Annotated in this window: 16 protein-coding genes; all 16 read left to right on the top strand. The window is 43.7% G+C overall.

Annotated elements, in window-relative coordinates; all coding sequences use genetic code 11:
• The first annotated feature begins 78 nt into the window (after positions 1-78).
• The 16 genes from M3226_RS13520 to atpD all read left to right on the top strand — a co-directional run bounded on the left by M3226_RS13520 (position 79) and on the right by atpD (position 14,948).
• Positions 79-522 (top strand): low molecular weight protein arginine phosphatase, encoded by a 444-nt coding sequence (locus M3226_RS13520; RefSeq protein WP_251566184.1) that lies wholly within the window; start codon positions 79-81, stop codon positions 520-522.
• Between the two features lie 265 nt (positions 523-787).
• Positions 788-1,234, top strand: a complete 447-nt coding sequence (gene rpiB, locus M3226_RS13515; RefSeq protein ID WP_098527763.1) for a ribose 5-phosphate isomerase B — start codon at positions 788-790, stop codon at positions 1,232-1,234.
• A gap of 26 nt (positions 1,235-1,260) precedes the next feature.
• The gene (locus M3226_RS13510) at positions 1,261-1,827 is read left to right on the top strand and encodes a TIGR01440 family protein (protein WP_251566183.1); all 567 of its coding nucleotides are present in this window, start codon (positions 1,261-1,263) and stop codon (positions 1,825-1,827) included.
• Positions 1,828-1,999: 172 nt separating this feature from the next.
• On the top strand, positions 2,000-3,241 hold the full coding sequence (gene glyA / locus M3226_RS13505; RefSeq protein WP_251566181.1) for a serine hydroxymethyltransferase: 1,242 nt from the start codon (positions 2,000-2,002) through the stop codon (positions 3,239-3,241).
• Between the two features lie 233 nt (positions 3,242-3,474).
• Positions 3,475-4,104: a uracil phosphoribosyltransferase gene (gene upp, locus M3226_RS13500; protein ID WP_251566179.1), complete on the top strand. Its 630-nt coding sequence runs from the start codon at positions 3,475-3,477 to the stop codon at positions 4,102-4,104.
• A gap of 330 nt (positions 4,105-4,434) precedes the next feature.
• The gene (locus M3226_RS13495; RefSeq protein ID WP_251566177.1) at positions 4,435-5,001 is read left to right on the top strand and encodes a nuclease-related domain-containing protein; all 567 of its coding nucleotides are present in this window, start codon (positions 4,435-4,437) and stop codon (positions 4,999-5,001) included.
• Between the two features lie 438 nt (positions 5,002-5,439).
• Positions 5,440-7,623: a S8 family serine peptidase gene (locus M3226_RS13490; protein WP_251566175.1), complete on the top strand. Its 2,184-nt coding sequence runs from the start codon at positions 5,440-5,442 to the stop codon at positions 7,621-7,623.
• A 387-nt stretch (positions 7,624-8,010) separates the two neighbouring features.
• Positions 8,011-8,235: an AtpZ/AtpI family protein gene (locus M3226_RS13485; RefSeq protein WP_251566173.1), complete on the top strand. Its 225-nt coding sequence runs from the start codon at positions 8,011-8,013 to the stop codon at positions 8,233-8,235.
• A gap of 2 nt (positions 8,236-8,237) precedes the next feature.
• Complete coding sequence (locus M3226_RS13480; protein ID WP_098527770.1) at positions 8,238-8,612, top strand: ATP synthase subunit I; 375 nt, start codon at positions 8,238-8,240, stop codon at positions 8,610-8,612.
• 22 nt (positions 8,613-8,634) lie between these two features.
• Complete coding sequence (atpB, locus tag M3226_RS13475) at positions 8,635-9,348, top strand: F0F1 ATP synthase subunit A (protein ID WP_251566171.1); 714 nt, start codon at positions 8,635-8,637, stop codon at positions 9,346-9,348.
• Positions 9,349-9,420: 72 nt separating this feature from the next.
• A complete protein-coding gene (gene atpE / locus M3226_RS13470) occupies positions 9,421-9,645 on the top strand; it encodes a F0F1 ATP synthase subunit C (protein WP_098527772.1) in 225 nt (74 codons plus the stop codon).
• Between the two features lie 119 nt (positions 9,646-9,764).
• Complete coding sequence (locus tag M3226_RS13465; RefSeq protein WP_251566169.1) at positions 9,765-10,304, top strand: F0F1 ATP synthase subunit B; 540 nt, start codon at positions 9,765-9,767, stop codon at positions 10,302-10,304.
• The gene (locus M3226_RS13460; RefSeq protein WP_251566167.1) at positions 10,301-10,837 is read left to right on the top strand and encodes a F0F1 ATP synthase subunit delta; all 537 of its coding nucleotides are present in this window, start codon (positions 10,301-10,303) and stop codon (positions 10,835-10,837) included. Before M3226_RS13465 ends, M3226_RS13460 begins: the two co-directional genes overlap by 4 nt.
• Before the next feature lie 26 nt (positions 10,838-10,863).
• A complete protein-coding gene (atpA, locus tag M3226_RS13455; protein ID WP_251566165.1) occupies positions 10,864-12,372 on the top strand; it encodes a F0F1 ATP synthase subunit alpha in 1,509 nt (502 codons plus the stop codon).
• A 95-nt stretch (positions 12,373-12,467) separates the two neighbouring features.
• Positions 12,468-13,325: an ATP synthase F1 subunit gamma gene (gene atpG / locus M3226_RS13450; protein ID WP_251566163.1), complete on the top strand. Its 858-nt coding sequence runs from the start codon at positions 12,468-12,470 to the stop codon at positions 13,323-13,325.
• A gap of 201 nt (positions 13,326-13,526) precedes the next feature.
• Complete coding sequence (gene atpD, locus M3226_RS13445) at positions 13,527-14,948, top strand: F0F1 ATP synthase subunit beta (protein ID WP_251566161.1); 1,422 nt, start codon at positions 13,527-13,529, stop codon at positions 14,946-14,948.
• Positions 14,949-14,965: the final 17 nt, after the last annotated feature.

Below are 14,965 nucleotides of genomic sequence, written 5' to 3'. Positions count from 1 at the left end.
CTACTTAGGTTTATTTTAAAAAACTGGTTCATTTAACCATTTCTGGGGTAAAATTCTAAGGGAAGGGAGCGACTCAGGTTGCGTCATATTTTATTTGTTTGTACAGGGAATACATGCAGGAGTCCAATGGCAGAAGCGATTTTAAAAAATAAAAAACTTGCTGATGTTGAGGTAAAGTCGGCTGGGATTTATGCGGCAAACGGCAGTGAGGCGTCCACCCATGTGAAACAGGTGCTGGATGACAATCAAATCCCGCATAATCATCGCTCACAAATGTTAACAGCGGAGGCTGCCCAGTGGGCCGATCTCATCTTAACGATGACGAGTTCTCACAAATTCGCAATTCAGCAGCAGTTTCCTCAGGCAACGATGAAGGTGTTTACGTTGAAGGAATATATCGGCGAAACCGGCAATCAGGATGTTGTTGACCCTTACGGCGGCAGTCTTGCGATCTACGAGGAAACATATCAAGAATTAGAGAAATTAATTGATAAGGCAATTGAAAAATTTAAATCACAGTGAATAGCGAATGGCGTAAAGCTTTTTTGAAAAAACTAAATGAGAATAGACATGGTAGAGCTCTCTTATGAAAAAGAGGGCTATTGTTTTTGGGTTTAAAAACCTAAGATGATGAAGGTTTCTGCTTTAAATTTTTGGGTCGGTGTGTCAAAATGAATACAGATTATCCTCGGACAAGCAGTGTGCTGATGGCAGCAAAGCTTGTTGTTGGGGAGGACAAAACCATTTGTTTTTTGAATTTTATGATAAGAGGAACAGGAGGATTTATATGAAAGTGGCATTAGCGTCAGATCATGGCGGTGTCAATATACGTAAGGAAATCGCTAATTTATTAGATGAATTAAAGATTGAATACGTGGATTTTGGCTGTGATTGTGAAACATCAGTGGATTTTCCGGATTATGCATTGCCTGCAGCTGAAAAGGTAGCAAGCGGTGAGTTTGACCGAGGTATTTTAATTTGTGGTACGGGGATTGGGATGAGCATTGCCGCCAATAAGGTAAAAGGCATCCGCTGCGCCCTTGTTCATGATACCTTTAGTGCCCGCGCAACGCGTGCACATAATGATTCCAATATGCTTGCGATGGGCGAACGCGTCATTGGGCCAGGACTGGCCCGTGATATTGCTGAGATTTGGCTGACTGGAGAATTTGAAGGCGGCCGTCATGCAAACCGGATTGGAAAAATAACGGAGTATGAGAAAACGCACCTCTAAGCAATGCTGAAAGAAGGGTATGTTTAATGATTCGTGATTGGGAAAAAGAGCTCGAAGCAATTTTGGTGGACTTTCAAGAACAGGCTGCGCTAAAACCGGGACAGCTGATGGTTGTTGGCTGCAGTACCAGTGAAGTGATCGGCGAACGAATTGGTACTGCAGGGACAGTTGAAGTGGCAGAAATGATCTACAGGCAGCTGAAAAATCTTCAGAATAATACGGGAATTCACCTTGCCTTTCAATGCTGTGAGCATTTAAACCGGGCATTGGTCATGGAGCGTTCAGCTGCGGCAGAGCGGGGGTATGAAGAAGTTTCCGTTGTTCCCGTCCGTACGGCAGGCGGTGCGATGGCAACCTATGCTTTTGGCCAGATAGAAGACCCGATTGTCGTGGAATTCATTAAGGCGGAGGCCGGGATTGACATTGGCCAAACACTAATCGGCATGCATCTTAAACATGTGGCCGTGCCCGTCCGTGTCAAGCAAAAAAGCGTCGGGCATGCCCTCGTCACCCTAGCCAAAGCACGTCCAAAACTAATTGGCGGTGCCCGCGCCGTCTACGAAAAAAACACCGAGAATACCAGCTGCTCGTAGTAGTAATGGTGACAGGCACCGAAAGCACTATTGTTCGGGTATTAATGGTGAAAGGTACTTTTTATCCTGTTTTTTAGAGTTTAGGGTGGCAAATTCCGAAAGATATGTTAGAATGGAGAAAGAATTTTCGAATTTTGAATTTTAATGGGTTAATATAAAAGGGGGATTTAGGATGAAGCATTTGTCTCAAGCGGATGATCAGGTATTTCAAGCAATTCAGCAGGAATTAGGACGTCAGCGTTCAAAGATTGAATTAATTGCCTCAGAAAACTTTGTAAGTGAAGCAGTTATGGAAGCACAAGGTTCTGTATTAACGAATAAGTATGCAGAAGGTTATCCAGGACGCCGTTATTATGGCGGCTGTGAATATGTTGATGTAGTCGAAGATCTTGCCCGCGATCGTGCGAAACAAATTTTCGGAGCAGAATACGTAAACGTTCAGCCGCATTCAGGTGCACAGGCCAACATGGCGGTTTACTTCACAATCCTCGAGCAGGGCGATACTGTTCTTGGTATGAACCTATCTCACGGCGGACACTTAACACATGGAAGCCCCGTAAACTTCAGTGGTGTTCAATATAACTTCGTTGAATATGGTGTGGACGAAACGACTCACCGCATCAATTATGATGATGTGCGCGAAAAAGCATTAGCTCACAAACCTAAGCTGATCGTTGCCGGTGCGAGTGCGTACCCACGTGCAATCGACTTTGCGAAATTCCGTGAGATTGCCGATGAGGTCGGTGCTTATCTAATGGTCGATATGGCTCATATTGCTGGACTTGTTGCAGCTGGTTTGCATCAAAACCCAGTCCCATACGCAGACTTCGTTACAACTACGACCCACAAAACATTAAGAGGCCCTCGCGGCGGGATGATTTTTTGCAAAGAGGAATTTGGCAAGAAAATTGATAAATCCATCTTCCCTGGAATCCAAGGCGGTCCGCTTATGCATGTAATCGCAGCAAAAGCTGTTGCTTTTGGTGAAGCACTGCAGGACAGCTTTAAAGAATATGCTGCAAATATCATCGCAAATGCGAGCCGTCTGGCTGAAAGTCTGCAAAAAGAAGGCTTGAAGCTTGTATCTGGCGGTACGGATAATCATTTGCTGTTGGTCGATGTGACAAGCCTTGGCTTAACAGGCAAGATCGCGGAACATGTTTTGGATGAAGTCGGCATTACCGTTAATAAAAACACGATTCCATATGATCAAAATAGCCCATTTGTAACGAGCGGAATCCGTATCGGTACGGCAGCTGTTACAAGCCGTGGCTTTGGTTTAGCGGATATGGACGAAATCGCATCTATCATTGCCTTCACATTGAAAAATCACGAAGACGCAGCTAAGCTAGACGAGGCACGTGGACGCGTTGAAGCATTAACAAACAAATTCACCCTATATCCAGAGTATTAATAGATTTTTTCGAAATGGGCCTTCATCTTCCAGATGGAGGTCCATTTTTTTCTCACCTCAGAACAAATCCCGGATAAAAATAAGCCTTTATTTCCCGGGATTTGGGAGGTTTTTATAGAGGGAATATTCGCTCTACTTTTTCGTCTCTCAAAGCATATGAACAAGAGTTGCTCTAAGGGTCTTTTTTCTGTAAAATGAGGCGATGATTAATTTAAGATAAAGGGGCGATTATTGTGGCAAAGGTATACGTCTTCGACCACCCGCTAATTCAGCATAAACTTACGTACATACGTGATAAAAATACAGGAACAAAGGAGTTCCGCGAACTTGTTGACGAGGTCGCAACCTTGATGGCATTCGAAATCACAAGAGATCTGTCACTTGAGGACATCGATATTGAGACACCTGTATGCCCGGCGAAATCAAAGGTTCTTTCTGGTAAAAAAATCGGTATCGTGCCAATCCTCCGTGCCGGAATCGGAATGGTCGATGGGATCTTAAAGTTAATCCCGGCTGCCAAGGTAGGCCATGTCGGCTTATACCGCGACCCAGAAACATTAATGCCGGTTGAATACTATATAAAGCTTCCAAGTGACGTAGAAGAGCGTGATTTTATTGTTGTTGATCCAATGCTGGCAACAGGCGGGTCTGCTATTGAAGCGATCAACTCTTTGAAAAAGCGCGGGGCGAAGCATATCAAGTTTATGTGTTTAATCGCTGCACCTGAAGGCGTTGAGGCCGTAAAGGCAGCTCATTCGGATGTAGATATCTATATCGCTGCGTTAGACGAGAAATTAAATGACCATGGCTATATCGTCCCAGGTCTAGGCGATGCCGGTGACCGTTTATTTGGAACGAAATAATAGAGTCGAGCAGAAATGCTCGGCTTTTTTTTGGTGCTATTTGGGTATAATTGGAAAAATAGCCAATACTGGCGAAAAATGAGCCAATAGTTTGGCGAAATCGGCCAATCCATCCCAAATTTGAGCCAATTCGCCAATCAAATGAGCCAAACCCTTCAAAAAATCGGCCAATCAAAAACTACTCACAAAAAATGCAGGCAAATTTCCCTCCAAATCCAATAAAATCCCTCCAAAAAGCAGCGTTCACAAAGAGTTCTAAATTATTTAGAAGGAAATTCACCCTAAATGAGGGAAATCTAGGAGTTGAATCGTTAAAAAGGAGGAATTTCGATGATAGTAAATGAAAGGCCTATTCCCATCCCTTTATTACAGCGAGAGGCACTGCTGCAAAGGATCATCAAATCGCATTCTAGACACAAGGATATTGAAAAGGAGCTGATTAATTGGAAAACAGGCTTTGCTGGGGAGCGAAATGTTGATTATTATCTTAGTTACTTGCCAGATGAACCGTATCGCATTATCAATGATCTTCGTTTGAAAAACAAAAACACCTTCCAAATCGATAGTTATATCCTTTCGCAGATGTTTGGCCTGGTTTTAGAAATCAAGAATATAACGGGGACGTTGTTTTTTGATAAAAACACAAACGGCGTCATTAGGACATATAAGGATATCGAGGAAGGCATCCCCAACCCCCTGACACAGGCTAAGCGCCATCAAAGACAATTAGTGAATTGGAAAATGATGCATAAAATTACCCCTATGCCGATCGAGTACTTAGTCGTATTTAGTAGAAATTCAACCATCCTAAAGACCAATCCGGGAAATGAACATATATTCGAGCATATAATTTATGCGGAGAATTTAGAGGAAAAGGTGGCGCAAAAAATATCATAGCCCCATCCTAAAAGGCAAAGCATTAAACAAACTGACCGATTACCTCATATCCGAAAGGATTCCTTCCTATCCTGAAATCCTCAAAACCTATAGTATTCCTAAATCTGATATCCTCCCCGGCGTTCAATGTCCAAATTGTAAAGCAATCCCGATGATAAGAGTGTCAGCCGCATGGTATTGCTCGTGGTGCAAGTTGTACTCAAAAGAGGCCCATATCCAAACAGTAAGAGACTACTTTCTATTAATGAACGCGCCCTTGACAGTCAAAGAATTTCAGGAGTTTTTACTAATAGAGCAACGAGGTGTGGCTAAAAACTTGCTTCACTCCTTAAACATTCCGTCCACAGGAAAAAACCGAACAACCCAATACTTTCTCCATCCCGATTGCATACTTTCCTCTTTGAAAGAAAACGCTAGAGGAAAAAGGGGAATTCATGAATGAAATGGCTTTTATCAATCCTTCTAACCTTACAAACCGCCTCAACCGTACTTATCCACCCGCCCATACCAAAATCCACACAGGTAGCGATTGTTGTCCTTAAACAACCGCTATCCGAGCAAGAAATTAAGCAAATAATCACCCCCTATAAAGACGTAAAACTAAGACGGATTTTTCAGGAAGCACTAGATGGTTTTTCGATTGAGGGCAGCCCTGAGGCCATCGCAGGTCTTAGCAAACAACAGCACGTCCTCACTGTATCGCCTGTCGCTAAATATCAGGCGGAATCAGAAGAGGGCGTCAAGATCATTGGCGGGGAAGAAGTGCGCCGGATCTTTGACGACCACAACCAACGCCTCACCGGCAAAGGAATCACCGTCGGAGTCATTGATACCGGGGTCGACTATAATCACCCTGATTTAAAAAGTAATTATGCTGGCGGCCACGATCTGGTTGATAATGATCAAGATCCAATGGAGACACTCGCCGTAGGCAAATCGACCATTCACGGCACCCATGTCGCCGGCATTATTGCTGCAAATGGAAAAATAAAAGGCGTTGCCCCGGAGGCCAAAATCGTCGCATACCGCGCCCTTGGGCCTGGCGGTGGCGGAACGACGGAGCAGGTACTCGCCGCAATTGAGCAAGCAATCAAAGACAAAGTGGATGTTGTTAACCTTTCCCTAGGAAATGACATTAACGGACCTGACCTGCCTATCTCCCTCGCCTTAAACCGTGCCGTGGACAAGGGTATTGTTGCCGTGGCAGCTTCCGGCAATTCCGGACCGAATGTATGGACAGTCGGTTCCCCCGGCACCGCCTCAAAGGCGATATCTGTGGGGGCATCGACGCCGACAATGGAAATCCCTTCCTTAATAATAGAAGGAAGTCGGAAAAAAATGCGTGTCCAGCCATTAGAGGGTTCAGCAAACTGGGGGCTTGACCGCTCGCTCGAATTAGCCGACGGCGGCATAGGTCGAAAAGAGGACCTCCATAATATTCAGGGAAAACTAGTGCTAATTAAACGTGGGACGATAACATTTACCGAAAAGGCCAAGAACGCCTATGAAGCAGGGGCAAAAGCGGTATTGATTTACAATAACTTGAGCGGAAGCTTCATGGGCAACCTCGATACTCCGATGAACATCCCAGTGGGAGCGCTCGCTCTCGGTGACGGAGTGATTTTACAAAAAAGATTAAAAGAACATAGTGTGACAGCAAGGGTTCTAATAAGCGAAGAGCGCGACCGGCTCGCGGACTTCAGTTCCCGGGGGCCTGTAACGGAGACATGGGAAATAAAGCCTGATATTGTCGCACCGGGGGTGGCCATCAAATCAACAATTCCAGGCGGCTACTTATCGCTGCAAGGCACCAGTATGGCCGCACCGCATGTGGCGGGTGCTTGTGCGTTAATTAAGCAGGCGCACCCGGAGTGGACACCGGCGCAGATTAAGGCGGCCTTGATGAATACGGCCAAACCAATCGGACCAAACAGCAACGCCTTATACCGCACGTATGAGCAGGGGGCTGGCCGCATTCAGGTCGATGACGCCATTCAGACCACTTCGCTCGTAACCCCAAGCAGCCTGCGCTTTGGGAAATATACCGAGGAGAACAACAGCCATAAGGCCATAGTAAAAATAGAAAATACGGGTGAAAAAACGCAGCGCTATTCTTTTAAAATTCCGCACCAAGTCGAAGGTGTCAGCTGGCGGTTTCCGTTATCGTTTACGCTCGGACCAAGGGAATCTAAAGAAATTACCATCGAATTGCAAATAGACCCGCAAGTTTTTAAGGAAAAGATCCATGATGGTTTTCTTCAGCTCGAGGCAGGTTCGGAACTGATTCAAATCCCTTATCTGTATGTACTCGAGGAGCCGGGATATCCGAGGGTGATGGGCTTTGATTTTGCGTATGGCGATAGACCGGGAGAATACCGCTATGAAGTGTACCTGCCAGGCGGGGCTGAGGAGTTTGGCATTGCCTTGTTTAACCCGGAGGATTACCGGTTTGTCGGATTCTTAGATACGGAAACAAATGTGAAAAAGGGGCAGCTTCGCAAGATCATCCCGAAAGAGCAGCTGCCGGCATCAGGTACTTATCTAGTAAAGGTTTTTGCGAAAAAGGCAGGTAAGGAGGATTTTATCGAGAGGATGATAACCGTCGAAAAGAAGGATGACTAAGTATAAGGCTGGGGCGATGGCACACTCCAGCCTTTTAAAAATGTCCAAAAGGAGCACATAAACAGGTGCTAGAATCTATTATTTATTAGAATTAGATTAAAATTCAATTAAAAGTTCACAAAATAGACACAAATTAGCCTAAAATTATTCAAAATTTACAATACAATTAATGTGTTAACAAAGGTGTCAAAGATTCAGAAATTATTAATAGTAGATTGTGGTATAATTCACGTAAATTCATTGACATTGATAAGTGGCTATTGTATGCTAACAAAGGGTGTCAATGATAGGGTTTTCATGTCATTTTATCTATATAAAGATAGTTTCTATGGAATGTATTTGTCACTTGCCCATTTGACATTCTCTCCAGAGTGAGGATGTGATCATATGCGTCAAAATAACCGCAACCCATTCCAAGCAATGGCGTTAATGTCCGCGATTGTCTCCCAATTAGTTGGCTCCATTCTCATAGGTATTTTTGCCGGCAGGTGGCTGGATCGGCATTGGAGTACCGAACCAATTTTCTTAATACTCGGACTGCTCTTGGGACTGGCAGCGGGAACTTATTCTATGCTTCTTTCAATACGCCATTTCTATTCAGGAGATAAATAATAATGCCAGATTTTAGAGTCATGTACAACAGGCAAAAGAAATGGATATTCTACTTGTTAGCCATATATGTTCTTGGCTGGGGCTTCACGACTTACCATACGATCTTTTTAGGATTGGTTTTAGGGACATGCTTCGGTTTTCTTAACCTCTTACTGCTGGTAAGAAAGACGGAGAAGTTTGATAAACAAGTATCAGAGGGGAAAAAACCCCGGTCTCTAGGCTCCTTATCAAGGATGGCGACAGCGGGTATTGGAGCAGCAATCGCCTTGAAGTACCCGGAATATTTTAATATTTTTACTTATGTGATAGGACTAATGACATCCTATATTGTCATTATGATAGATTATTTTTACAATGCAATGCATCAACATAAATGAAGGGGAAGTGAGGTGAGTACATATGGAACATAAAGCTCCTGAGTTTGAATTCTTGGGTCTATGGTTTAATGGCGCCAATATCCTGATGATCACTGTAGCAAGTGTCATTGTTTTTCTAATTGCCGTTCTTTCTACCCGCAAGCTGGCTATGAAACCAACAGGGATGCAGAACTTCTTTGAATGGGTGATGGACTTTGTAAAAGGGATCATCAATAGCACCATGGATTGGAAGGATGGGGGAAGATTTCATATCCTTGGAATCACACTCATCATGTATATCTTTGTATCCAATATGTTAGGTTTGCCGTTTTCAGTTGTAATTGATGGAACACTTTGGTGGAAATCACCTACAGCTGACCCAATCATCACGTTAACTCTCGCTGTTATGATCTTGGGATTAACCCATTTTTATGGTGTGAAGTTAAAAGGTGTCAAGGGATATGGAGAAACTTTCTTCAGCCCAATGAAATTCTTATTTCCTTTAAAGATTATTGAGGAATTCGCGAACACATTAACACTCGGTCTGCGTCTTTACGGTAACATCTTCGCAGGTGAATTGCTGTTATCACTATTGGCAGGTGGATTAGCCCACCAAGGAATTGCGGGTACCATTGCCGCAATACCGTTAACATTAGTTTGGCAAGGTTTCTCTGTCTTTGTCGGCTCTATCCAGGCTTACATTTTTACCATGTTAACAATGGTTTACATGTCTCACAAAGTGAGTCATGACCATTAAAATAACCGTTCATACTCATGAACAAAACAAAAAAATATTATGTTTTCATACATTTAAGGAGGAAAAACAGAAATGACAGGTTCAATTGGTATTTTAGCAGCAGCGATCGCAATTGGTTTATCCGCAATTGGTGCAGGTATTGGTAACGGTCTTATCGTAGGACGTACAGTAGAAGGTGTAGCACGTCAGCCTGAATTACGTGGTACGCTTCAAACTACAATGTTCATCGGGGTTGCGTTAGTTGAAGCCCTACCTATTATCGGGGTAGTTATTGCGTTCATGGTATTAAACCGATAAAATTGGAAAATCCTAGGTGGCGAAGATAACCGAATCCTTCGCCATTCATTTATGTTTATTCGATTCCATTGATTGTTCTCGAAACGTGTTTAGCAACTCTTGAAAGGAGTGAACCCAGGGTGTTAACTAGCAGTTTTGTACTGGCCACTGCCGCTGAAGCCGGCGAACATAGCGGCCACATTAATACTGGAGATATCTTCTTCCAGCTAATCGTATTTATCATTTTGTTAGCATTGCTTAAAAAATTCGCGTGGGGTCCATTAATGGGCATTATGAAACAACGTGAAGAGCATATCGCTAATGAAATTACTGCGGCAGAAAACAGCCGTCTAGAATCGCAAAAACTTATTGAAGAGCAGCGTAATCTTTTAAAAGAAGCACGTAATGATGCGCAAAATTTAATTGAAAATGCTAAAAAGCAAGGCGATATTCAGCGTGAAGAAATCATCTTGGCGGCTCGGGCCGAAGCAGAGCGCGTTAAAGAAACTGCCAAGCTTGAAATTGAGCAGCAAAAGGAAAAAGCTGTTGCTGCCATTCGCGAACAGGTTGCTTCCTTGTCTGTGTTAATTGCTTCTAAAGTGATTGAAAAGGAATTAACAGCACAAGACCAAGATGCACTAATTAACGAATATATTAAAGAGGCAGGAGAAGGACGATGAGCAACACTATGGTAGCAAAACGCTACGCGTCCGCTCTTTTTCAAATCACGAATGAACAGCAGATTCTAAATCAAGTAGAAGAAGACCTTCGTGTCGTTAAGGAGGTCTTGGAATACAATCTTGATTTAAAGGCTGTCCTAAAATCTTCAAAGCTTACAATTGATAAGAAAAAAGAGATTGTGAAAAATGCTTTTTCATCAGTGAATCTGTATGTCCTTAATACGGTGCTGCTCTTAATTGATCGACATCGCGAGGATCAAATTGTCGAAGTAACTGATCAGTTCCTTGAACTGGCAAATGAAGCAAAGGGTATTGCAGATGCGGAAGTGTACAGCGCTCGTGAATTGACGGATGCTGAACGCGATGCATTATCTGCGACATTTGCTGCGAAAATTGGCAAAAAATCACTAAGAATTGAAAATATCGTCGATTCCAACCTGCTTGGCGGCATTCGCCTTCGCATTGGAAATCGGATTTATGATGGCAGCTTGCGCGGCAAGTTAGACCGTTTAGAACGTAAATTGCTAAGCTAAGATATGAAAGAATAGGGGTGAAACTCATGAGCATCAAAGCTGAAGAAATAAGTGCCCTGATTAAATCACAAATTGAAAACTATCAGGCAGAAATTCAAGTAACTGATGTCGGTACAGTTATCTCAATCGGTGACGGTATCGCACGTGTTCATGGCCTCGACAATGTCATGGCTGGAGAACTTGTTGAATTCTCAAACGGCGTTATGGGTATGGCACAAAACCTTGAAGAGAATAACGTCGGTATCATCATCCTTGGACCTTACACAGAAATCCGTGAAGGTGACGAAGTACGCCGCACAGGCCGCATCATGGAGGTTCCCGTTGGGGATGCCTTAATCGGACGCGTTGTGAACGCACTCGGACAACCAGTTGATGGAATGGGTCCAATCAATACAACTAAAACTCGCCCAGTAGAAGCAATTGCTCCTGGCGTTATGGCTCGTAAGTCTGTTCATGAGCCATTACAAACTGGTATCAAAGCGATTGACGCACTTGTGCCAATCGGCCGTGGTCAGCGTGAGTTAATTATCGGTGACCGTCAAACAGGTAAAACATCTGTTGCGATTGATACTATTTTGAACCAAAAAGGTCAAAACATGATTTGTATCTATGTGGCGATTGGTCAAAAAGAGTCAACTGTACGTGGTGCGGTTGAAACCCTACGTAAATATGGTGCATTAGATTACTCTATCGTTGTTACAGCATCTGCATCACAGCCATCTCCAATGCTATTCTTAGCACCTTACGCTGGCGTTGCGATGGCGGAAGAATTCATGTATGAAGGCAAGCATGTTCTAATCGTATATGATGACTTGTCTAAACAAGCAGCTGCTTACCGTGAGCTTTCCTTGCTGCTTCGTCGTCCTCCAGGCCGTGAAGCATATCCAGGGGATGTATTCTACTTACACAGCCGTTTGTTAGAGCGTGCATGTAAAATTAACGATACTCTTGGTGCTGGTTCGATTACAGCATTACCATTTATTGAAACACAAGCAGGTGACGTTTCTGCTTATATCCCGACAAACGTTATCTCCATCACGGATGGACAAATTTTCTTACAATCTGACCTCTTCTTCTCCGGTGTTCGTCCGGCGATCAACGCAGGTCTTTCCGTTTCACGTGTAGGTGGATCTGCCCAAATTAAGGCGATGAAAAAGGTAGCAGGTACATTACGTCTTGACCTTGCATCTTACCGTGAATTAGAGGCATTCTCTCAATTTGGTTCTGACCTTGATAAGGCAACCCAAGCGAAGCTTGCCCGCGGTGCTCGTACGGTTGAAGTTCTTAAACAAGATCTTCACAAGCCGCTTACTGTTGAAAAGCAAGTAGTAATCCTTTACGCATTAACACGCGGTTTCCTTGATGATATTCCATTACAGGATATCCGTCGTTTTGAATCAGATTTCCATAATTGGTTAGACCACAACCGCAAAGAGTTGTTAGACCATATTACAAAAACGAAGGATCTTCCTTCTGATGAGGATATGGCTTCTGCAATCAACGACTTCAAAAAGACGTTTGCAGTTTCCGAATAATAGGGTCTGACATGTAGTAAGGCTGGGCAGTGCGGCCGCCGTAAGGCTGCCGTGCGCCGGGCCAGACATTCTTTGAAAAAGGGTGGTGAGAACCTATGGCTTCATTACGCGAAATAAAAACACGTATTAATTCGACGAAAAAGACGAGTCAAATCACAAAAGCAATGGAAATGACCTCTGCTGCGAAATGGAACCGTGCTGTTACAAATGCTAAATCATTTGTACCGTACATGGAGAAAATCCAGGAAGTAACGGCGTCGATTGCGATCGGCTCAGGCGGTGTGAATCACCCCATGCTTAAATCTCGTCCTGTTAAGAAAACAGGTTATATTGTGATCACAAGTGATAGTGGACTTGCTGGTGCGTTTAACAGTAACGTCATTCGTAAAGTTCATCAGACGATTCAGAGCCGTCACAAATCGAATGATGAGTTCGCTATTATTGCAATCGGAAGAGTGGCCCGTGATTATTTTGTAAAGCGCAATATAAATGTTATCTTAGAAATTATCGGTATCCCTGCACAGCCAAATTTTGCGGATGTTCAAGATGTAACCCGGAATACGGTTGCCATGTTTGCTGATGGTACCTTCGATGAATTATATGTCTTTTACAATCACTATATAAGTGCGATTTCACAGGAAGTGACCGAGAAGAAATTACTTCCGTTAACGGATTTATCTGCTTCTCACAAACTCACTTCTTATGAATTTGAGCCCTCTGCAGAAGAAATTTTAGAAGTTCTCCTGCCACAATATGCGGAAAGCTTAATTTACGGCGCCCTGCTTGACAGCAAGGCAAGTGAACATGCTGCCCGGATGACGGCAATGAGAAACGCAACGGATAACGCAAAAGAATTAATTAATCACTATACATTAGTATTTAACCGTGCGCGTCAAGCCGCGATTACCCAAGAAATTACCGAAATCGTCGGCGGTGCGGCAGCATTAGAATAGTGCTTGGTGACAGGCACCATTATTAACACGCCTTTAGTGAAAATGGGCTCTGTTCAGTGACCTTGATGAGTATCGTAGTGAGAAATGGTGGAGCGCTCCTGTTTTCTAACTTACAATGGATACGAATAAGGTGCAGGAACAAGGTTCATTTTTCAGAAGGATGTTTGGATTCTTGTAAAGAGTAAGTTAGGAGGGAAAACGATGAACAAAGGACGCGTTCTTCAGATTATGGGTCCGGTTGTTGACGTTAAGTTTGAGAATGGTCAATTGCCTGAGATCTATAATGCATTAAGAGTTGTCAATTCAGCGCGTAATGAATCAGATGTTGATATCAACTTGACCCTTGAAGTAGCCCTTCATTTAGGTGATGATACTGTTCGTACGATCGCGATGTCAACCACTGATGGTTTAACTCGTGGTGTAGAAGTAGAAGATACTGGTAAGCCGATTTCTGTTCCAGTTGGTGATGTAACACTTGGTCGTGTATTTAACGTATTAGGTGAAGCAATTGACTTGAAAGAGGATGTACCAGCAAGTGCCCGCCGTGATTCAATTCACCGTGAAGCACCAACATTTGAAGAGCTTTCTACTCAAGTAGAAATTCTTGAAACTGGAATTAAGGTAGTAGACCTTTTAGCACCATATATTAAAGGTGGTAAAATCGGTCTATTCGGTGGTGCCGGTGTAGGTAAAACCGTTTTAATCCAGGAATTAATCAATAACATCGCTCAAGAGCACAGCGGTATTTCTGTTTTCGCTGGTGTAGGCGAACGTACTCGTGAAGGGAACGACCTTTACCACGAAATGACAGATTCCGGCGTTATTAAGCAAACAGCGATGGTATTCGGACAAATGAACGAGCCGCCAGGTGCACGTATGCGTGTTGCCCTGACTGGTTTGACAATGGCTGAATATTTCCGTGATGAACAAGGACAAGACGTATTGTTATTTATCGATAATATCTTCCGTTTCACGCAAGCAGGTTCTGAGGTTTCTGCCCTACTTGGCCGTATGCCATCTGCGGTAGGTTACCAGCCAACTCTTGCTACTGAAATGGGTAGACTAGAAGAGCGTATTACGTCTACAAATAAAGGTTCTGTAACATCAATCCAAGCGATTTATGTACCTGCCGATGACTATACGGACCCGGCTCCGGCTACTACTTTCGCTCACCTTGATGCAACAACAAACCTTGAGCGTAAGCTTTCTGAGATGGGTATTTACCCTGCGGTGGATCCACTTGCTTCGACTTCTCGTGCATTGGCACCGGATATCGTGGGTGAAGAGCACTATACAGTAGCTCGTGCGGTTCAATCGACTCTACAAAAATACCGTGAGTTACAGGATATTATCGCGATCCTCGGTATGGACGAACTTTCTGATGATGATAAGTTAGTCGTATTCCGTGCGCGTCGTATCCAGAACTTCTTGTCACAGAACTTCCACGTGGCGGAGCAGTTTACTGGTCAGCCAGGTTCGTATGTTCCTGTTAAGGAAACCGTTAAAGGATTTAAAGATATCCTTGAGGGTAAATATGATCACCTTCCTGAAGATGCGTTCCGTCTTGTCGGCCGTATTGAAGATGTGGTTGAGAATGCAAAACGTATGGGTGTAGAGGTCTAAAGAGAGCCAGGAGGGTA

The organism is Neobacillus cucumis (genome assembly GCF_023715505.1).
The sequence above is the reverse complement of the archived record's forward strand: the minus strand, read 5'-3'. Positions and strand labels throughout refer to the sequence as shown.

Coding starts and splice junctions, on each gene's coding strand:
- rpiB (WP_098527763.1), top strand. CDS start 788: ATGAAAGTGGCATTAGCGTCAGATCATGGCGGTGTCAATATACGTAAG.
- M3226_RS13510 (WP_251566183.1), top strand. CDS start 1,261: ATGATTCGTGATTGGGAAAAAGAGCTCGAAGCAATTTTGGTGGACTTT.
- glyA (WP_251566181.1), top strand. CDS start 2,000: ATGAAGCATTTGTCTCAAGCGGATGATCAGGTATTTCAAGCAATTCAG.
- M3226_RS13495 (WP_251566177.1), top strand. CDS start 4,435: ATGATAGTAAATGAAAGGCCTATTCCCATCCCTTTATTACAGCGAGAG.
- M3226_RS13490 (WP_251566175.1), top strand. CDS start 5,440: ATGAAATGGCTTTTATCAATCCTTCTAACCTTACAAACCGCCTCAACC.
- M3226_RS13485 (WP_251566173.1), top strand. CDS start 8,011: ATGCGTCAAAATAACCGCAACCCATTCCAAGCAATGGCGTTAATGTCC.
- M3226_RS13480 (WP_098527770.1), top strand. CDS start 8,238: ATGCCAGATTTTAGAGTCATGTACAACAGGCAAAAGAAATGGATATTC.
- atpB (WP_251566171.1), top strand. CDS start 8,635: ATGGAACATAAAGCTCCTGAGTTTGAATTCTTGGGTCTATGGTTTAAT.
- atpE (WP_098527772.1), top strand. CDS start 9,421: ATGACAGGTTCAATTGGTATTTTAGCAGCAGCGATCGCAATTGGTTTA.
- M3226_RS13460 (WP_251566167.1), top strand. CDS start 10,301: ATGAGCAACACTATGGTAGCAAAACGCTACGCGTCCGCTCTTTTTCAA.
- atpA (WP_251566165.1), top strand. CDS start 10,864: ATGAGCATCAAAGCTGAAGAAATAAGTGCCCTGATTAAATCACAAATT.
- atpG (WP_251566163.1), top strand. CDS start 12,468: ATGGCTTCATTACGCGAAATAAAAACACGTATTAATTCGACGAAAAAG.
- atpD (WP_251566161.1), top strand. CDS start 13,527: ATGAACAAAGGACGCGTTCTTCAGATTATGGGTCCGGTTGTTGACGTT.